Origin of the sequence: Streptomyces sp. MB09-01, from assembly GCF_033794505.1 — a bacterium.
Classification (GTDB): Bacteria; Actinomycetota; Actinomycetes; order Streptomycetales; family Streptomycetaceae; genus Streptomyces.
Map to the genome: position 1 here is coordinate 1 of NZ_JARAYQ010000209.1, position 14,793 is coordinate 14,793.

General features: G+C 67.6%; 17 protein-coding genes and 2 pseudogenes. 8 read left to right on the forward strand and 11 right to left on the reverse strand.

Going from position 1 to position 14,793, the window contains the following annotated elements:
• Window positions 1–129: 129 nt before the first annotated feature.
• Window positions 130–627: a GNAT family N-acetyltransferase gene (locus PV721_RS32250; protein ID WP_319730594.1), complete on the reverse strand. Its 498-nt coding sequence runs from the start codon at window positions 625–627 to the stop codon at window positions 130–132.
• Window positions 628–1,353: 726 nt separating this feature from the next.
• Between PV721_RS32250 and PV721_RS32255 the strand changes: the two genes are divergently transcribed.
• The gene (locus tag PV721_RS32255; protein ID WP_319730597.1) at window positions 1,354–1,569 is read left to right on the forward strand and encodes a hypothetical protein; all 216 of its coding nucleotides are present in this window, start codon (window positions 1,354–1,356) and stop codon (window positions 1,567–1,569) included.
• A gap of 441 nt (window positions 1,570–2,010) precedes the next feature.
• Here the strand turns inward: PV721_RS32255 and PV721_RS32260 are convergent, their stop codons facing one another.
• From PV721_RS32260 to PV721_RS32270, 3 genes are all read right to left on the reverse strand, one after another.
• Window positions 2,011–2,421 carry a hypothetical protein gene (locus tag PV721_RS32260; RefSeq protein WP_319730599.1) on the reverse strand — a complete coding sequence of 137 codons (411 nt, stop codon included), beginning with the start codon at window positions 2,419–2,421 and terminating at the stop codon, window positions 2,011–2,013.
• Window positions 2,422–2,506: 85 nt separating this feature from the next.
• Complete coding sequence (locus PV721_RS32265) at window positions 2,507–2,899, reverse strand: hypothetical protein (RefSeq protein WP_319730601.1); 393 nt, start codon at window positions 2,897–2,899, stop codon at window positions 2,507–2,509.
• On the reverse strand, window positions 2,854–3,660 hold the full coding sequence (locus tag PV721_RS32270) for an oxygenase MpaB family protein (protein WP_319730603.1): 807 nt from the start codon (window positions 3,658–3,660) through the stop codon (window positions 2,854–2,856). The genes PV721_RS32265 and PV721_RS32270 overlap by 46 nt, the downstream gene beginning before the upstream one ends.
• Before the next feature lie 551 nt (window positions 3,661–4,211).
• Between PV721_RS32270 and PV721_RS32275 the strand changes: the two genes are divergently transcribed.
• Window positions 4,212–4,526 (forward strand): hypothetical protein, encoded by a 315-nt coding sequence (locus tag PV721_RS32275; protein ID WP_319730605.1) that lies wholly within the window; start codon window positions 4,212–4,214, stop codon window positions 4,524–4,526.
• A 302-nt stretch (window positions 4,527–4,828) separates the two neighbouring features.
• Here the strand turns inward: PV721_RS32275 and PV721_RS32280 are convergent.
• A pseudogene (locus tag PV721_RS32280) lies at window positions 4,829–6,037 on the reverse strand (IS3 family transposase).
• A gap of 263 nt (window positions 6,038–6,300) precedes the next feature.
• Here PV721_RS32280 and PV721_RS32285 point away from each other — a divergent pair.
• Both PV721_RS32285 and PV721_RS32290 read left to right on the forward strand, forming a co-directional pair.
• Window positions 6,301–6,564, forward strand: coding sequence for a hypothetical protein (locus PV721_RS32285; protein WP_319730607.1), 264 nt, complete (start codon window positions 6,301–6,303; stop codon window positions 6,562–6,564).
• Between the two features lie 132 nt (window positions 6,565–6,696).
• Window positions 6,697–7,086, forward strand: coding sequence for a hypothetical protein (locus tag PV721_RS32290; RefSeq protein ID WP_030722049.1), 390 nt, complete (start codon window positions 6,697–6,699; stop codon window positions 7,084–7,086).
• Window positions 7,087–7,778: 692 nt separating this feature from the next.
• On the opposite strand, the gene PV721_RS32295 is transcribed toward PV721_RS32290, so the two are convergent.
• Complete coding sequence (locus PV721_RS32295; protein WP_319730612.1) at window positions 7,779–8,102, reverse strand: hypothetical protein; 324 nt, start codon at window positions 8,100–8,102, stop codon at window positions 7,779–7,781.
• A gap of 240 nt (window positions 8,103–8,342) precedes the next feature.
• Window positions 8,343–8,558, reverse strand: a complete 216-nt coding sequence (locus PV721_RS32300) for a DUF6207 family protein (RefSeq protein ID WP_319730614.1) — start codon at window positions 8,556–8,558, stop codon at window positions 8,343–8,345.
• 291 nt (window positions 8,559–8,849) lie between these two features.
• Here PV721_RS32300 and PV721_RS32305 point away from each other — a divergent pair, with 291 nt between their 5' ends.
• The gene (locus PV721_RS32305) at window positions 8,850–9,131 is read left to right on the forward strand and encodes a hypothetical protein (protein WP_319730616.1); all 282 of its coding nucleotides are present in this window, start codon (window positions 8,850–8,852) and stop codon (window positions 9,129–9,131) included.
• Here the strand turns inward: PV721_RS32305 and PV721_RS32310 are convergent.
• Both PV721_RS32310 and PV721_RS32315 read right to left on the reverse strand, forming a co-directional pair.
• Window positions 9,071–9,496 (reverse strand): peptidase inhibitor family I36 protein, encoded by a 426-nt coding sequence (locus tag PV721_RS32310; RefSeq protein WP_319730617.1) that lies wholly within the window; start codon window positions 9,494–9,496, stop codon window positions 9,071–9,073. The two genes, PV721_RS32305 and PV721_RS32310, sit on opposite strands and share 61 nt — an antisense overlap.
• Before the next feature lie 692 nt (window positions 9,497–10,188).
• The gene (locus tag PV721_RS32315; RefSeq protein WP_319730619.1) at window positions 10,189–10,749 is read right to left on the reverse strand and encodes a hypothetical protein; all 561 of its coding nucleotides are present in this window, start codon (window positions 10,747–10,749) and stop codon (window positions 10,189–10,191) included.
• On the opposite strand from PV721_RS32315, the gene PV721_RS32320 reads away from it, so the two are divergent.
• The gene (locus PV721_RS32320; RefSeq protein WP_319730621.1) at window positions 10,748–11,344 is read left to right on the forward strand and encodes a hypothetical protein; all 597 of its coding nucleotides are present in this window, start codon (window positions 10,748–10,750) and stop codon (window positions 11,342–11,344) included. The genes PV721_RS32315 and PV721_RS32320 overlap by 2 nt on opposite strands.
• A 58-nt stretch (window positions 11,345–11,402) precedes the next feature.
• Entirely contained in the window at window positions 11,403–12,236 is an 834-nt protein-coding gene (locus PV721_RS32325) for a transposase family protein (protein ID WP_319730623.1), read from the forward strand.
• An 11-nt stretch (window positions 12,237–12,247) separates the two neighbouring features.
• Here the strand turns inward: PV721_RS32325 and PV721_RS32330 are convergent.
• Window positions 12,248–12,812, reverse strand: a pseudogene (locus tag PV721_RS32330) (DinB family protein).
• 462 nt (window positions 12,813–13,274) lie between these two features.
• Window positions 13,275–13,901: a nucleotidyltransferase family protein gene (locus PV721_RS32335; protein ID WP_319730625.1), complete on the reverse strand. Its 627-nt coding sequence runs from the start codon at window positions 13,899–13,901 to the stop codon at window positions 13,275–13,277.
• A gap of 470 nt (window positions 13,902–14,371) precedes the next feature.
• Between PV721_RS32335 and PV721_RS32340 the strand changes: the two genes are divergently transcribed.
• Window positions 14,372–14,793, forward strand: a 422-nt coding sequence (locus PV721_RS32340; RefSeq protein ID WP_319730626.1) for a hypothetical protein, incomplete at its 3' end; no start/stop codon positions are given.

Here is a 14,793-nt window from a genome sequence, read left to right on the forward strand (position 1 = left end):
GACGTCCTGGCCGCACAGCGCCGCGAACGCGCCCGCATCCGCAGCGAGAAGGGCATTCGCTGGGGCGGACGCCCCCTCGCCGCCGCAGCCTGACCAAGTGAGGGATCCCGCCGTGCCCGGATGTGGAGATCAGACAGCGGTCAGGCTCTTCGCCATGACCCGCTCCCTGCCAACGCCATCGGGCAGAAGATCGCCGGGCTCACCCGTGTCCGTGAAACCGTGCCGCTCATAGAGCGCGGTTGCCTTGCGGTTGTCCGGCACGACGGACAACCGCAGCGTCGTGGCACCGCGCTCCGCCGCCCACCGCTCGATCGCCTGGATCAGGCAGTCACCCACGCCCTTGCCCCGAGCCGTGGGGTTGACCCACATCGAGATCAACTCCACGTTCTCTGTTCCCTCGCCCGGCACTCCGCTGGCTATGCCCACCGGAAGGCCGTCGAGAAGCGCGACGAGATCGTGCGCGCCAGGAATCGACAGGCGGGCACGCCAGCGTTCCTCTCGGTCGCCGGAGCCCTGCCACTGGGCCAGTGCCGATCCGAACGCGTAGGGCGCCTCAGCAAGCGCGGCCAGTCGCAACTCCCGCCAAAAGGGCCAGTCGTCTGATTCCAAAGTGCGTAGTTCAAGCATGATCCAGACCCTGCCCGCCCGCCGGGGTCGGCAGCAAGTTGATTACCACCATGCAAACGAGGTCGTTCAGCCCTGCGACCAACCGAACCGGGGAGCAACGGTGACTCACGCACCCGCAGACCACGAGACCTCGGTGAACCTATCCGGTCACGGCACTAGCTCAGGGCAGGAGTTCTGGTTGACGCGCGTGTGCGCCCCAGGGGGCCAGCGGCATAGCGGCTACGGACGAGGTCTCGGCAGACCATCGCCGGAGATACCTCAAGCGGTCTGTGAACACGCAGCCGAAGGCGGGATCGGACCCACTGCCCTGCCCGGAACTGCCCCACTTCCTGCCCTGCCGGATGTTGGACGGCTCGAACGCCCACGTGGCCCGCAACGACGCGACTTCGTCAGCGTTCCGAAGGGGTGGGCACCAGGGCCCGTCGGGGCGTGGCATCAGTTGGGATCCGTAGATCTGCTGCTAGCCGGCCAGGTCCAGGGGGGGGCGAGCTGTCCAGGGTGGAGCAATGGAGAGCGCAGTTGGAGAAAGTGGGCGGGTTCTCGAACAAGTCCCGCTGGCCTTCGTAAGCCGCCTCCCACCCACAACTCTGGCTCGTACGGGTGGACGACAGCGGGACTCCATGGCTTCGGCGCCTTCCGCATCCCGGATGTACGGAACTGGTGTCAGGTCGCTGCGACCCGGGGACCGGTACCGGACAGGAACGCCACCGACGCCAGGAGTACGCCTTGGGGACCGTGTGCGCGGCCGTACCGATCCGTACCAACACCGACCCCGAGTGCGTGGCGCTGTCCCTGTCGACCCCGGACCCGGTCAAGCTCGCGCAGGCCGACCGGGTACTGCGCAACGAGGCCATCGCGGTCCTCCTGGGCCTGTTCGTCGGAGGCAGCAACCCGCCGCCACCCATAACGGCACGCATCCCCTGCGTGGTGATCTCCCGATAACGGCCGGACCCCAGGATTAATGCGGTCACAGCTGCGGGCAGAATAGCAGTTTGACTGAAAGCGGTCAGGTCCTGCTGGCATTGTCGGAAGATGGACTACTTCCACCTCTCCGTAGCCTCTACCGTCGAGGACCCGGTCGGTGCCAAGGCCGCCCTGAAGCGCGCCTGGAACGCGTGCGCTCAGGTTCCCTGCCCCAAGTGCTATGTCGCAAAGGGGCAGTACTGTCATAACGGGCCCCGAGGGTCGTGGCGTGTCACCCGCTTCCACCGGCCGCGCCAGGACGATGCGGGAGTTCCCTCCATCCTGGGCCCCGTCGGCATCCACGGTCTCAGCTGGGCGAAGGGCAAAGGCTCGTTCCCCTGGGATGACCGGCGCATCCCAACCGTCTGACGAACGACCCAGAAAACTGGCTGTGGCGTGTGGCGCGGGCAATTCAAGAGTTCACCACGGACCAGGCGGGGTGGCGATCCACTGGGTGTCGTCGAGGGGGTGGCGGGGGGCGGCTCCGTCGTTGGCCAGGGCCATGACGGTGTCTGCTACGGGTCCGTGCATGGTGACGTGCTGGAGCCAGGCCCGTCCGGCGGGGCCAAGGACGACTGGCCGGTGGAGGGAGACGTCCGGGTTGGCGAGGACGGCATCGTGCAGCAGCCCGGCGAGCTGCTGGCGCGCGTAGGCTGAGGTGGTCGGGCAGACGGCGGTGCTGGCAGTGGCGGAGGCGATGGCCTCGGCGTCGTGGGTCAGGTGGGCCAGCATCAGGTCCAGGGCGGCCGTCTCACCGGCGATCTGCTGCGAGTGATCATGCCCGGTATAACGACGAAGCCCGCTGTCCGGGGCTACCCTGCTCGGTGTCACACACGTGGGTGGGGACACCGAGCGGGTCCGGTTTGGGGCTTGGGAGGTGCGGTCTCGCCCGATGGGTGTGGTGGACCTGGTTCAGTCAGCGGTTGTCGTGGAGTTCGTGGTGCATCTGGGGCTGGTTGTCCTGGTCGTGGGTGAGGGCTAACTTCTGGACCTCGTTGAAGGTCTTGGAGGCGATGCCGAGGATCTCCTTGTACGAGTTGACGCCGACGGCCTTCTTGGCGCCGCCGCCGAGGAGGCCTCCGCCGAGGCCGCTGATCATGTCGTGGCCGGCCGAGATCGGCTTCGCGGCCGCGTCCAGGATGCTCTTGGGCAGGCCGGCCATGTCCGCGTACTTGTCGGACAAGGCGTGGCGGACCATGGCGATGAACGCGTCGTGGACGCCCGGCGGGTAGAACTTCTTGTAGAAGTCGACGGCCTGCTTGGTCATGAAGACCCCGTCGTCGGTCTTCTTCCACTCATCGTCGCGCACCTGGTTCCACAGGGCCTCGACCTGGTCGGGCTCCTTGGGCAGGAGCCACTTCTCGGGTGTGCCCAGTAGTGGTTGACGTAGTGCCACGCGCACATGAAGCCCTTGGCGTCGTCCTTGGCCACGTCGATGCCCAGACGGTCCATGGCCTGGATGATCTGGGTGGAGAAGACGCATGTGGCGCCGGTGGTGTACTTCTGCGAGACCGGCTCGCCCCACTTGGCGTAGTCCCATTCGCCGCTCTTCTTGTGGAGCTGGCGGACCGAGGCGTGGACCAGGCGGACCTTGGTCACGTTCGCCGCGAGGGTGCCGTCGCGCAGGGCGTTCTTGTTGCCCATGTCGAGGAAGAGGCGGGAGGACTGCGAAAGCCTCCGGCCGGGCCCGTCGACGCCGCCGAGGCGGCCGGTGGAGCGGAGCGTGAACGCGCCGGTCGGGGAGAGGTAGGTGCCGATCAGGCCGACCGTGCCCTGGAGCATGGACACTTCGCCGTGGTGGTGGGCGAAGAAGCCTTCGGCTGCCTTGACGTCGGCCTCGGACCAGTCTGGCGGTGCGGCCGCGGCCTCTTTAAAGAACGTCGCGAGCCGCGGGGGCAGCTCGGACAGGTCCTGGCCGGGCTTGAGAGTGCCGATGGTCCGGAAGAGGGCGTTGACTCCGTCGATCTCCTTGCTATCGATCAGGTCGGAGACCAGTTGGTCGGCCTTCGGGTCACCGACTTTGTTCGCAGCTTCCAGGTCGGCGGCGCTCGTGGCTGTCGTCAGTCCCATGGAGGGACTCCATTTCTCGTGGCGGCGTGTGCGCAGCCACGCGCGTGGTGTCGGCAGGAACGGGGCTGCGGCCCGACGGCGAAGCGGGGCAGTGCGGGATCGTTTTCCTCTCACCCGAACGGACTGAACCCGCAAACAGGCCTGACAATGCGGAAACGATCGGCCTGATAGGAGGGGCTGTGCCAGTCCCTCTCCGGTGCCGCAAAGGCTGACGGCGATGTGCTCGGTGGTCTCACCGGAACGCACAACCTCTCCGGCGGCTGACTCCGTGACTGGCCCCTTCGGCGGCGGCGACCTGCTGAGGACCGGGTCCAGCACGTTGACGACCCTGCCGAACGGGGACGTCATCCTGGGCCCCGACGTCGGCATCAAAAGGTAGGCCGTGCACGCGTGGAGGGCATCGCGCCGCGCTGAAGGGTCCGGCGACGGCCGGCTGAGCGACGGAGGCCTGCCCGGCCGAGATGACACTTCCGGATGCCTCTGGCCCTTCTCCGGCCCTTCTTTGGTCCGCACCATTGCTGGCCGTGCACCGGGGTGGGACCGTGGCCGACATGGTCGACACTCGCTCTCGACGGTACGAGGCAGCCGCCCGCAGCATGTTCTGGTCCGGCATCGCCCTGTTGCTGCTGGGGCTGGCCGCTCTCGCGGCCGCACGGACGGGCGACACCCGATCGTGGGTGTGCGACCCGGGCTGCCACCCGACGGAGAGCACGGCGTGGGAGATCACCAGAACGCTGGGTGCGGTGGGCGCGGCCCTGGGCGCGCTGCTTTGGGCCGTAGCCGTTCTCATGGCCACCCTCCGCCGCCCGCCGACCCCTCCACCGTCGAGCGATCCCTCAGCCGGCTCAAGCAGCACCGGGCGGTAGCCACACGAGACCGACCCGACTGAGTCATCGACAACGGCAGCAGGGAGACAGCGAACGCGTTGTTCGCGACGTACCCGGGCCTTGCCCAGCACCACGAGTACGTTCGCCGGACACCCCAGCCTGACGGGCCACCCGACTCGACCCGCTACGACCACAGCGGTTGATGGCCTGCGGGGGAGTGTCAGTTGAACATCGTCATCCATGGCGGCGGCGTGAACGGCCCGGGCGCGCCGCTCCGGTGCGCGCAGTGCGGAGCGATGGGTGACATCGTCCTGGGCCTTGACCCCGGATTTTGAACACGTCTATGCGGCTTGGGCCAGGGTAGTTGCTGTTGGTTGGGAGTCGTTCTCGTAGGCGATCGGGGGCCGCTGGCCGAGGCGGGAGTGCCGGCGGCGGGTGTTGTATCGGGTCAGCCAGCGGAAGGCGTCGAGTCGCGCTTCATGTTCATTCGACCAGCCTCTGCGGCCCTTGAGGGTCTCTCTTTTGAAGGCGGCGTTGAAGCTTTCCGCGGCGGCGTTGTCCGCGCTGGACCCGACCGCGCCCATGCTCTGCCGGAGCCCCTGCTGACCTGCAGACTTTAGCGAAGGCCCGACTCGTATATTGAGATCCGTGATCCGTGTGCATGATCGCTCCATTGAGACTGCCGCGGGTTCGCTCGGCGGCCGCCAGGGCGGTGATGACGAGCTCGGTGCGCATGTGATCGGCGATCGCCCACCCGGCCAGCCGACGGGAGGCGAGGTCGATTACGGTCGCGAGATAGAGCGGCTTCGCGCCGCTGACCGGCAGGTATGTGATGTCGCCGACGTACTTCGTGTTCACCGCGGCCGCGGTGAAGTCACGTCCAATCAGATCCGGCGCCTTCGGCGCCGCCTGGTCCGCGACGGTGGTCCGGTGCCGACGCCGCAGACGGACCCCCTCGAGCCCGATGGTCCACAAGATCCTCGCGACCCGCTTGTGGTTGATCCGTTCCCCCTCGTCGCGGAGCTCGGCCGTGATCCTGGGGGCTCCGTAAGTGCCGTCGGAGTCCTGGTGGACTTTGCGTATCCGGGCCGCGAGCCCGGCCACGGCGCTCTGCCGGGCCGTCCTTGCCGCTGCGGTGCGGCGCCAGTAGTAGAAGCTCGAGCGAGAGATGCCCAGCATCGAACACAACCGCGTGACGCCGAACCGGCGCTGATGGTCTTCAACGAACTGGCAGCGGTTCACCAGCGCGTCTCCCCTGCGAAATAACGGGCCGCCTTGCGGAGGATGTCGCGCTCTTCCTCCAGCTCGCGGATCCTCTTCCGGGCTCCGGCCAGCTCCGCCTGAACGCCGGCACCATCAGCCTGCGCAGCGGCCGGAGGCGCGGAGTGGGCCCCGGGGCGGCGCCCGTCGGCGGCCCGGACCCAGTTCCGCAGCGTCTCGGTGTTCACCCCGAGATCAGCAGCGACCGACTTGATCGTCGCTCCCGGCCTCGACCGGTACAACGCGACCGCGTCCGCCTTGAACTCGGCGGGATAGCGCTTCATCCCCACGGGGACTCCGTTGTCCTGGACCATCAAGATCCAAGTCTCTCCGGCGTCCAAAATCCGGGGTCAAGGCCCGGGGTCGTGGTACGCGCAGTGTGCCGCCCGGCCTCGGCGGTCCGGGCCGGTTCACCGGCGGTAGCAGTGGCTTAACCGCTCTGTTCTGGTGAGCTGAAACAACCAGCCTGACCCTGCGGGTAGGGCCAGAGCACTATCACCGCTGATAGCGGCCTGGCCCTACCCGCAGGGCCGGACCTGGGAGACTAGGGATCATGACCGACCGTCGACCGCTCTCGCTGCCCGCCTTCTCCGAGCCCGCTTCCGACGCTCCCGTACCCGCCCAGGCGGGTGGGCGCCGGCTGATGCCGGTCGAGCAGGGCGCCGACTTCCGCCATCCGCCCGGCGAGCCCGAGCCCGCACCCGCCCCGGCCCACGTCCGCTCGCCCCCGGCGGCCTCACCTTCTCAGACCCGGACCGCCATATCTGAGCGCTACCACCACGGGTTGCGCCACGTCCAGGACCAGCTCACCACCTAGCCCCACCGCCCGGTGTGCCAGCGCCTCCACCTGGACAGTGGTCGTAGCCGGCCCGGCTCCCGCCTCGGATACCGTGTTCCTCTACGGGGTGCCATAACGGATGTGACGCCCCCCACCGGAGGTAGCCAGCGTATGAGTTCAAAGCGCAGCAAGAATCCAGCCCTGCCCGTACTTGACGACGCATTCCGACTCGAGTCGGTCAAGGACGCCGAAGAGTCCACCCGTGACTTGGCCGCGCGGCTGGCCACCACCGAGCTGCGCCGCGTTTCCCACCCGGGCCGGGTCACCTGGGAGCCCACCGATCAGGCCGAGCCCGTACCGGTCCCGCCGACTGTGGTCGACGGTGACGGGGACCTGTGGCTGCGGGACCGGGGCACTGGCACCTGGACCATGCCCGAGTTCAACCCGAAGGAGTTCCCGGCCCGCTGTGGCGAGGTTCTGACGTGGAACCAGCTTGCCCGCGAGTTCGGCCCGCTGACCGCACTGGCCGACGACCGCCGCATCGGCGGCGGCCGGCGCTGACCGCGCAGCCTTCTGGGATGACCGCGCCCCTGGAGCGCCCGTTACGGGTTGCTGGGAGCTCCAGCTCGCCGCCGAGCTCGACGATGGCGGCGAGCAGGTGAGCGTCGTATCGCCACCCGGCTGCCGCTCGGCACACATGATCCTTCCCGGCGCTGTACGGCCTCCTGCGGCGCTCTGCGAAGCGGCGATCAAGGGCCTGAGAGGCGCTCACAGCGGCGCACAGCGGTTCGAATGGGTAGAGGGGCACCCCGACTCCCGGAAACGGCCTCGCGACCTCACTGGCCTTCCCGTGGGAGCTGCGTCCTCGGCGCTCCCGACCCGAGCTCTGCTCTCAGGGGGCTGGACCGGCCGACCGCGTGCTGCGAGGACGGTCCGCTGCAGAGCCGCATGTTCGTTGGTTGGTGAGGGTCGGGTCCGTCGTTTGGTGAGGGATCGCTCGCGTAAGAGGAATACCTAGGACTGACTGACCAGATGACGAGCGCGCCCTTCCTCACCCGCCGTAGGCGAAGTACCGGCAGTAGAAGCTGTGGACGCCGCGGAGCTCCGTTCGAGAAGACGAAGCGATCCGACAGCCTGTACTGCTCCACCGCGCTGCCGGACGCGAGCATGGCGCCGACGGTCGCGTTCAGGAGGCGTCACCGGGTGAGCCTCCTGGTGACGCAAAGGGCAGGCTCGGAGCTTGAAGCAGGCTTTCAGTCTTCGATCTTCTCCTTCCCCTCTTCCGACATGACAGCGAAGCCGGGCTGGGTATCCTCGCTCGCCGGACCCAACGCCGCACCCCCAAAATTCGGGGCGCTGGAAAGGAAGTGCAGGGTCTTCTCCCTGACCATGTCGACGGGACCATTGGTGTCGGCCTGGTCCTGATTGACGTCGTTCAGGATGACCTGCTGGCGCTCGCCGTCGTCTTCGTGCTCGACCACGGCGGGACCTCCGTCAGCGTGGGCGGGAACGGCAGCGGAGAGGACGCCGAGGGCGACGGAGAGGCCGACTGCTACGGCAGCGAGTTGCTTGTTCATACCCCGGCTAACGATCTTGCAGGTGCCTAGTCACCCGACGCAGACAAGCACAGAGAAATGCACGGGCAAGCTGCGCGTCCCGAGGTGCAGGACAGACACTCTGGTGCGGAGTACCTGCGACGGCACCGGCCGCGCCCGCCCGCTGTGGGAGCCGGCGGCCGGGCAAGCCTGAGCGCCTGGGCAAGCCCAAGGCGACCCTGGGCAAGCCACCCGCAAGAGGCGGCTTGCCCAGGCCCTCGGCTACGAGCGCTCCCGCCCCGGGCGCAGGACATCGGCGTAGACCCGGGCCCGCACGCCCGGTGCGCCGGGATCCCGGCGCACCGGGCCGATGCCCGAGGTCGCCCAGCGTTCCTCCAGCGCGGCCATGACAGCCTGGACGGTGTCCTCGTCCCCGCCGGTGATGTCCAGCACCACCAGGCCGGGCTCCGCGGTGTGCTGCTCGTCGATTGGCTTCATGACAGCTGCGACGGCGGTGGGAGCGGGGCGGTTCGCCGGGGAACCTCGCTCCACCCGCACGAGGGAGTGGAATCTGCGGGCACCGCCCGGCCAGACGCTCGCGTTGTCGGGGCGCGGCCCCCTGTCGCGGCCTCGGTGGCCAGGGCCGCACCCCGTACTTCCGAACGTACCCCGCCGCCGAAGCCACCGGTGCGGCGGTCCGCGAGAGGCCGCGACCTGTTGCCTGTTCGTACGTCACCCGTTCGCGCGCGGCCAGGTACTGATGGTGAGGGCGGGGAAGAGGCTGGGCGCATGTCCGCCAAGCTGATCGTCTACCCGCCCGACGAGCAGGAATGGCGCCGGGTGCGCTACGACGGCGTCGCCATCGGGGTCGCGCACCGACCGGCCGACATCCGTGTCTTCCTCACCGCGGCCGGGCTGGAGACCGCCGAGGACGTGGACCTCACCGACCCCGACTTCCGGCGGCTTGCCGGTAGGGCCGGAGCGCGGCGGGTTTGGCCTCCCATGGCTTCTTATGCACCGCATGGTGTGGTGTTGTTTTTCAGGGAGTGGGTGGTGTCGTTGAGCTGGTAGGAGCGCAGGTCTGCGATGGTGCCGCCATCGGCCCCGACGCATACATGCCGACCAAAGTAGTTGTCCTTCTGGTAGACCCTCGCGGTGCGGCTGCTGTTGTTGATGACCGAGCTGCCCTTGCCGCGGATGTAGTCCGGCAGGTGTCGGACCGAGCCGTCGGTCGCTCGTTTGACGTAAGGCTGGCCCTCGAAGTGGATCTCGGGGTAGATACATACGAATCCGCGCGGGCACTGGATCTGGTCCCGGGGAGCGGTAACGGCCGAACCGGTCGGCGCAGGCCGGCCCTGGGCAGGGGTGACACCGCCAAGCGCCGCCGTCAGAGCGACGGTCGTACTGACGATCGTGAGAATCCTGGCAACGTGCATGTACTGACTCCTCCGGTTGGCTTCTGTCGTGCGGAGCAGCAGACGCCGCACGGTTCGGCGCCCACCCCCCGCCGCGGCTGGAAGCCGCGGGATGCCAGTGTGATTACCCAAAGCGGCAGTTAATTTACATACAGCCCCAACCGGGCTGGATCACAGGGAGCGCACTGCTTGCGACTGTGCGCCGCGAATGCCTCAGTGCCGCTGTCCCGTCTGTACGACGGCGGTGCGGCGGGCGGTCGTGAGCGAGCTTCGCTTCGAGCATCTGCTGGGTCTGGGGTGGACGACTTCACCTTCAAGATCATCGCTGCTGGCCGCCCGCGGACGGGCCCGGCGCCGAGGCCGGAAGCACGACGCGCTTGGGGATGTGATCGCGGTCGTCCTGGTCAGGTTTCGATGTAGGCAGTTTGACGGCTGCCCCCAGGCGGGGAGGGCGGCCAACGACTGGCGAGGAATGCACGACTCGCCCCTGTGCGTAGCCACCGTCCACCGAACGCTGGGCGTCAACTACTACCGTCACCCAAAGGTAAAGCCCCGCCAGGACGCGCCTGACGGGGCTTCGGATTCTGCTGTTGCCCTGTAGCACGAACGTACCGGGGTCGAGCAGCGAGGCTACGCCTCACCCTCCGACCGACGTGCGAATGGTGCGGCCTCCGGCAGGATGGCGGCGAGGTTGAGAGTGATTCGTATCGACGTCACCGAACAGCCCGGACCAACTCTCCACGCAAGTACTGCAGAAATCCCCAGAGATCATCTGCAATCACGTCCACGCCGGACTCCCCGATCTCATAGGTCGTACCCACCATTGAACCACCACTTAGCCGATACACCTTGCCGGATGTGAGGCTGAAAGCAAACAGGCCACCGCCGCCATCGGACCCGAAGGCAACAACGGAATCAACGACAGCACCTCGAATCTCGGCCGGTTGCCAATCCCCTCTACCTTCGGCTACATCATAGACGGAATCTACGAAGAAACCGTTGCCCACGTCAGGGAGCGTCACTTTCTCGATGTGTGAGTAGAAAGCAAGGAGATCACCGTAGTCCCTTACGGCAGGGTGCTTTTGGAGCGCGTCAGATTCGCCCGGTGACGCCGCAGCCACGTAATTCTCTCCTGGCTCGTAGCCGTTACTCTCCTCGAAGTTTCTCACGAATTTCGATGAGAGGGTGGCCATCTCTCGGATCAAGTTATTTAGGTTCTCTCCAGAAATAGTCACCATAACCCCTATCGATCTGTCCGGAAAACCGGCGAACATGCAGACCTTCCCCGGAGGCCCGTGCCTGACCAGCAGCCCGGGCACCAGCATCGGCAAGACCAACGTGACCTTCCAAGTCAAGGGCGTCGACCGCGACGAACGCCCCGGCCAGCAGAACCTCGACCAGGTGCAGATCGAGGTATGGAACGCCGCCACCGGCGCGCAGATCTACGCCGACTGGCTGCCCGGCGGCCGTCGGGCGGAGCTCGATGAGGAGGAGAAGCTCCTGGCCGAGCGGCTCGATGCGGTCCGTGCCGAGCGCGAGGAACTCGTGGTGGCGATGCACGCCCAGCTGGACGCCGAGAGACTGTCGGCGCAGGCAGCGACGGTGCAGGTGGGCGGGCGTGGTGTGCTGCTGGTCCCGCATCGGGAGGCGGGCGCGGGCGAGGAGGTCCTGCCGCCGGACTACCAGCGGCTCATGAAGATTGTGCGGAATGCCGGTGGCCCCATCCGGGTCAAGGACGTCGGCGTCGAGCTTGGCCTCGAGGTCGAGGTGAAGGGCAGACTGGAGCCGCTGCGCGGCAAGTTGAGCAAGCTCGCCGGGCGGGGCTGGCTGCGCAAACTGCCTGACGGACGCTTCCAGATCGCACCGTAGGAACGAGGGCCGCGCCTGTAACCGGCATGCCCCTGGCGGCCGCTGGCTCGACGTGTGCATGAAGAGGATCAACGAGCCCGCCGGGGACACCGGCTTCCCTGTCTACCAGTGCCGCCTGCCGGTGTCCCGAAGAACCAACGAATACTGCACCGATCTGCTGAGCCGCTCCCTGAAGAAGATCGGATCCCGCTGGCGAGCCCTGCCGCCCGGACGGATCGTGATCATTGTGCTCACCGTGCTCCGCCACGACCAGCGCATCGCCGACATGGCCGGCGGCAACGCCGTCGGTGACACCACCGTGCGCCGCTGGCGCGACGAGCCGATATCCCTGCTCGCCGCCCGCGCACCCCGCCTGGACCGCGCATGCGAGAAGATCGCGAAACGGGGTGGTGAGGTCGTCCTCATCGACGGCACCCTGATCCCCACCGTCCGCCGCACTGGCGCCGCGAACCGGCCCAACTACTCCGGCAAGCACCGCCGTCACGGCCTGCACTTCCTCGCCCTCACCGACGAGAACGGCCGCCTGATCTGGATCTCCGCGGCCCGCCCCGGCCGCACCCACGACATCACCGCCGCCCGCCGCGACCACATCCTCACCCACCTGCGCGCGGCCGGCCTCGGCGCCCTGGCCGACCTCGGCTTCCTCGGCCTCACCGACGACAGCGACGCCCCGGTGATCCTCACCGGCTTCAGGGCCACCCGCGCCCGCAAGCTCACCCCCGGCGAGAAGCAGGCCAACCGCGTCCTGGCCGCCGCCTGCGCTCCCGTCGAACACGGCTTCGCGCACCTGAAGACCTGGCGCATCCTCACCAAACGCCGCACCGAGCCCGCTCGCGCCACCGACCTCCTGCACGCTCTCCTGGTCCTCTCGAACCTCGAGCTTTCACGCTGACAGATGATCAGTCATATTCGGCGCCGTACGGCTCCGTTCCTGCCAGCGGTAGAGGTCGCGCAGCAGGGAAATCTCGGCGCCGTGATGGATCAGCTCCCTGTTGACGTGCAGGACCCTGTTCTCCATGGGAAACCGCTCGGGACCCACCGTGGGCGGATTGTCCAGGTCGGCGTCCGAGAGCTCGCGGACCCCCGCGTTCCATCTCCCATACACCTCATCGAGCTGTTTCAGCGCCTCGTCAGCGGTCCCCGCGTAGGCGAATGCCTGGGACTCGAGGTCCTGGCCGCCGAAGTACCATCCGACCCGATAGCCCAGGCAGGAGACGATGATGTGCCCCAGCCGCCAGGCAATCGTGGTCACCGGCGCAGGCACCGGGGCAGGGGACGCAAAGTCCATCGTCCATTCCCCCGAACCTTCCAACATCGGTGCGGCCGACGTGCCACGTGGGCGGATGCTCCAGCAGCCGCGCACCGGCTCCCAGAAGTACTCCTCATCGGTAAGACCCTCCAGCCGTGGCCGCAGGTTCTTGCTCCAGTACCAGTCCAACTGGTCCGCGAGTCGCTCGCTTCTTGTCATTTCCGCACACTACATACAACGGAGACCTGGCTGCGCCCCTCGCGGACGCCGTCGCCAGCCGTGGGCCGCGAGACGTACCGCACCGGGAGATGACGCTGGGGGTTGATGTGCCCTTCGGGCCGCGCCGCCGCGAGCAACTCAGCCTCGACCGCTGACATGACGGATGATCAAGACCGCAGACGCTCGCCCGAGATCAGCATGAGTATCCCGAGCGAGCGCCATGCCCGAGTCCCCGACCTGCATGTTCGAAGATGGCGAAGACTCGATGAACTGCCACCCACAGGCAAGGCACCCCAAGGGCGTCAGACCATCCGGGCTCGGGCAGCTCCGGATTGCAAACAGGCAGGGCTGGCCTGATGACAACGTCTGCCACGCCAGAGCGCCAGTGCCGCGGCGGGGCGGGAAGCGGAGCGGCTCCGCGGTGCCGGGCGGGCTGGGGCGCGGCGGGGTCAGGGCCGCGCCTCAGGATGAAGAGGTGGCTGGGACGACAGGGTCAGATGGCCAGGTGAGAACGGTCAGCTCAGGCCACTGCTGTTGCCAGCGGGCCGCCTTGGCCTCGTACACCTCACGCGGGGCAAGCACCGGGTTGGGGCGCACGACGAGGTTGAACACGTCGGAAAGCCCGTGCGGCGCATAGACGCGCCATCGGCCGCCCGGCTCCAGGCGCACACCCAGGCAGCAGGTGGTCGCCGCGAAGCTGTCGATGGCCGCCTCCGTGGAGGCATGAGGAGCGCACGCGACGCCGAACTTCTGCTCGTACCAGAGGTGGACGCGAGCCTCGTTGCGGACCTCGACCTCCGCCGGAAGCCCTGTGAACGCTTCGCCGACGGCCTTGATCACCGCGTCCTCCGCCTCCCATGACAAGTCACGGTCGTCAAAGTAGAAGACGTCGTAGTCCTTGATCCCACTGGTGGGATGCCTGTCCGTGACCACGTTCCAGACGGTCTGGAACAGACAACCCGCCGTCACGTACCAGTTGGGCAGTCCCAGTCCTGCCGTGCGGTTCAGCACCTCCATCAGTACCTCGTTACGGGCCAGCGCAGACTTCAGGGCGGCAAGCTGCTCGTCGAGCGGGAGGCGACCAATCATTGCCCATGCCTACCACGTGACGGGCCTAAAACCCCCGCAGATCCTGATTCTGAAACGATCAGTAAGTGGGCGTCGTCCGCATCAACGAAGGCCTGCCGCTGCGGCCCAAAGCCTGTACACATCCGCCGACCAGAGAACCCGCTCACCCCGGAGAGGAGATTGACCTCCGCGCCTGTCAGCTGCAGGGCCCCGTCCCCAGCGGCTGGCGCCCCGCCGAGAGGGAGGTCGCCGACGCGGGGACCGGCGGAGCTCGTCCAGCGCGGCCCGCTCCGCGGCCCTCTACCGAGGGCCCGTTGGCGACTTCTGATCGCGGCAGTCGGCAGTGCGGCACGGGAACAGAGGGGACCGTGCGCAGCTCCTCAAGGGCTTCATCGCGGGTGGCGGGCCGGGGGAGGGGGTTCTGTGGGTAGGGGCAGAGGTAGTCATGTGACGGGGGTGCCGCAGGGGCGGTGCCGTGCGTGGGAGGGTTTGTGTCTGAGCTGGTGAGTGCGGATGAGTTTGATGTGGTGGTCGACCACCGGTTGTTCGGTCTGGTAGATGCGGAAGGGCAGGCGGGGGAGCGGCCGGCCACGCCGGGTGCGCGGGGGCTGGTCGCGGCGAATGCGACGATGCTCTACCTGCAGACGCCCGAGGATGTGCTGGATACGCGGTTGCGGCTGGAGTTGTGGGACGGGCCGGCTGTCTTCGAGGCTGGGGTGTGGTCGGTTCAGGAGGAGGTGGTGATGGATCTGCCGTCGGGCCGGTTTGTGGTCGATGAGATTGCCGCCGGGGGCCGGGCGGTGGGGTTTGCGCTGCCCAAATCTGACGCTGCGAGCCCCTCAACAGGTTTCAAGCTCACGGTGGTCCCCCACACCACAAAAAAACATAACAACCTGCTCGGCGACGGGCGAGC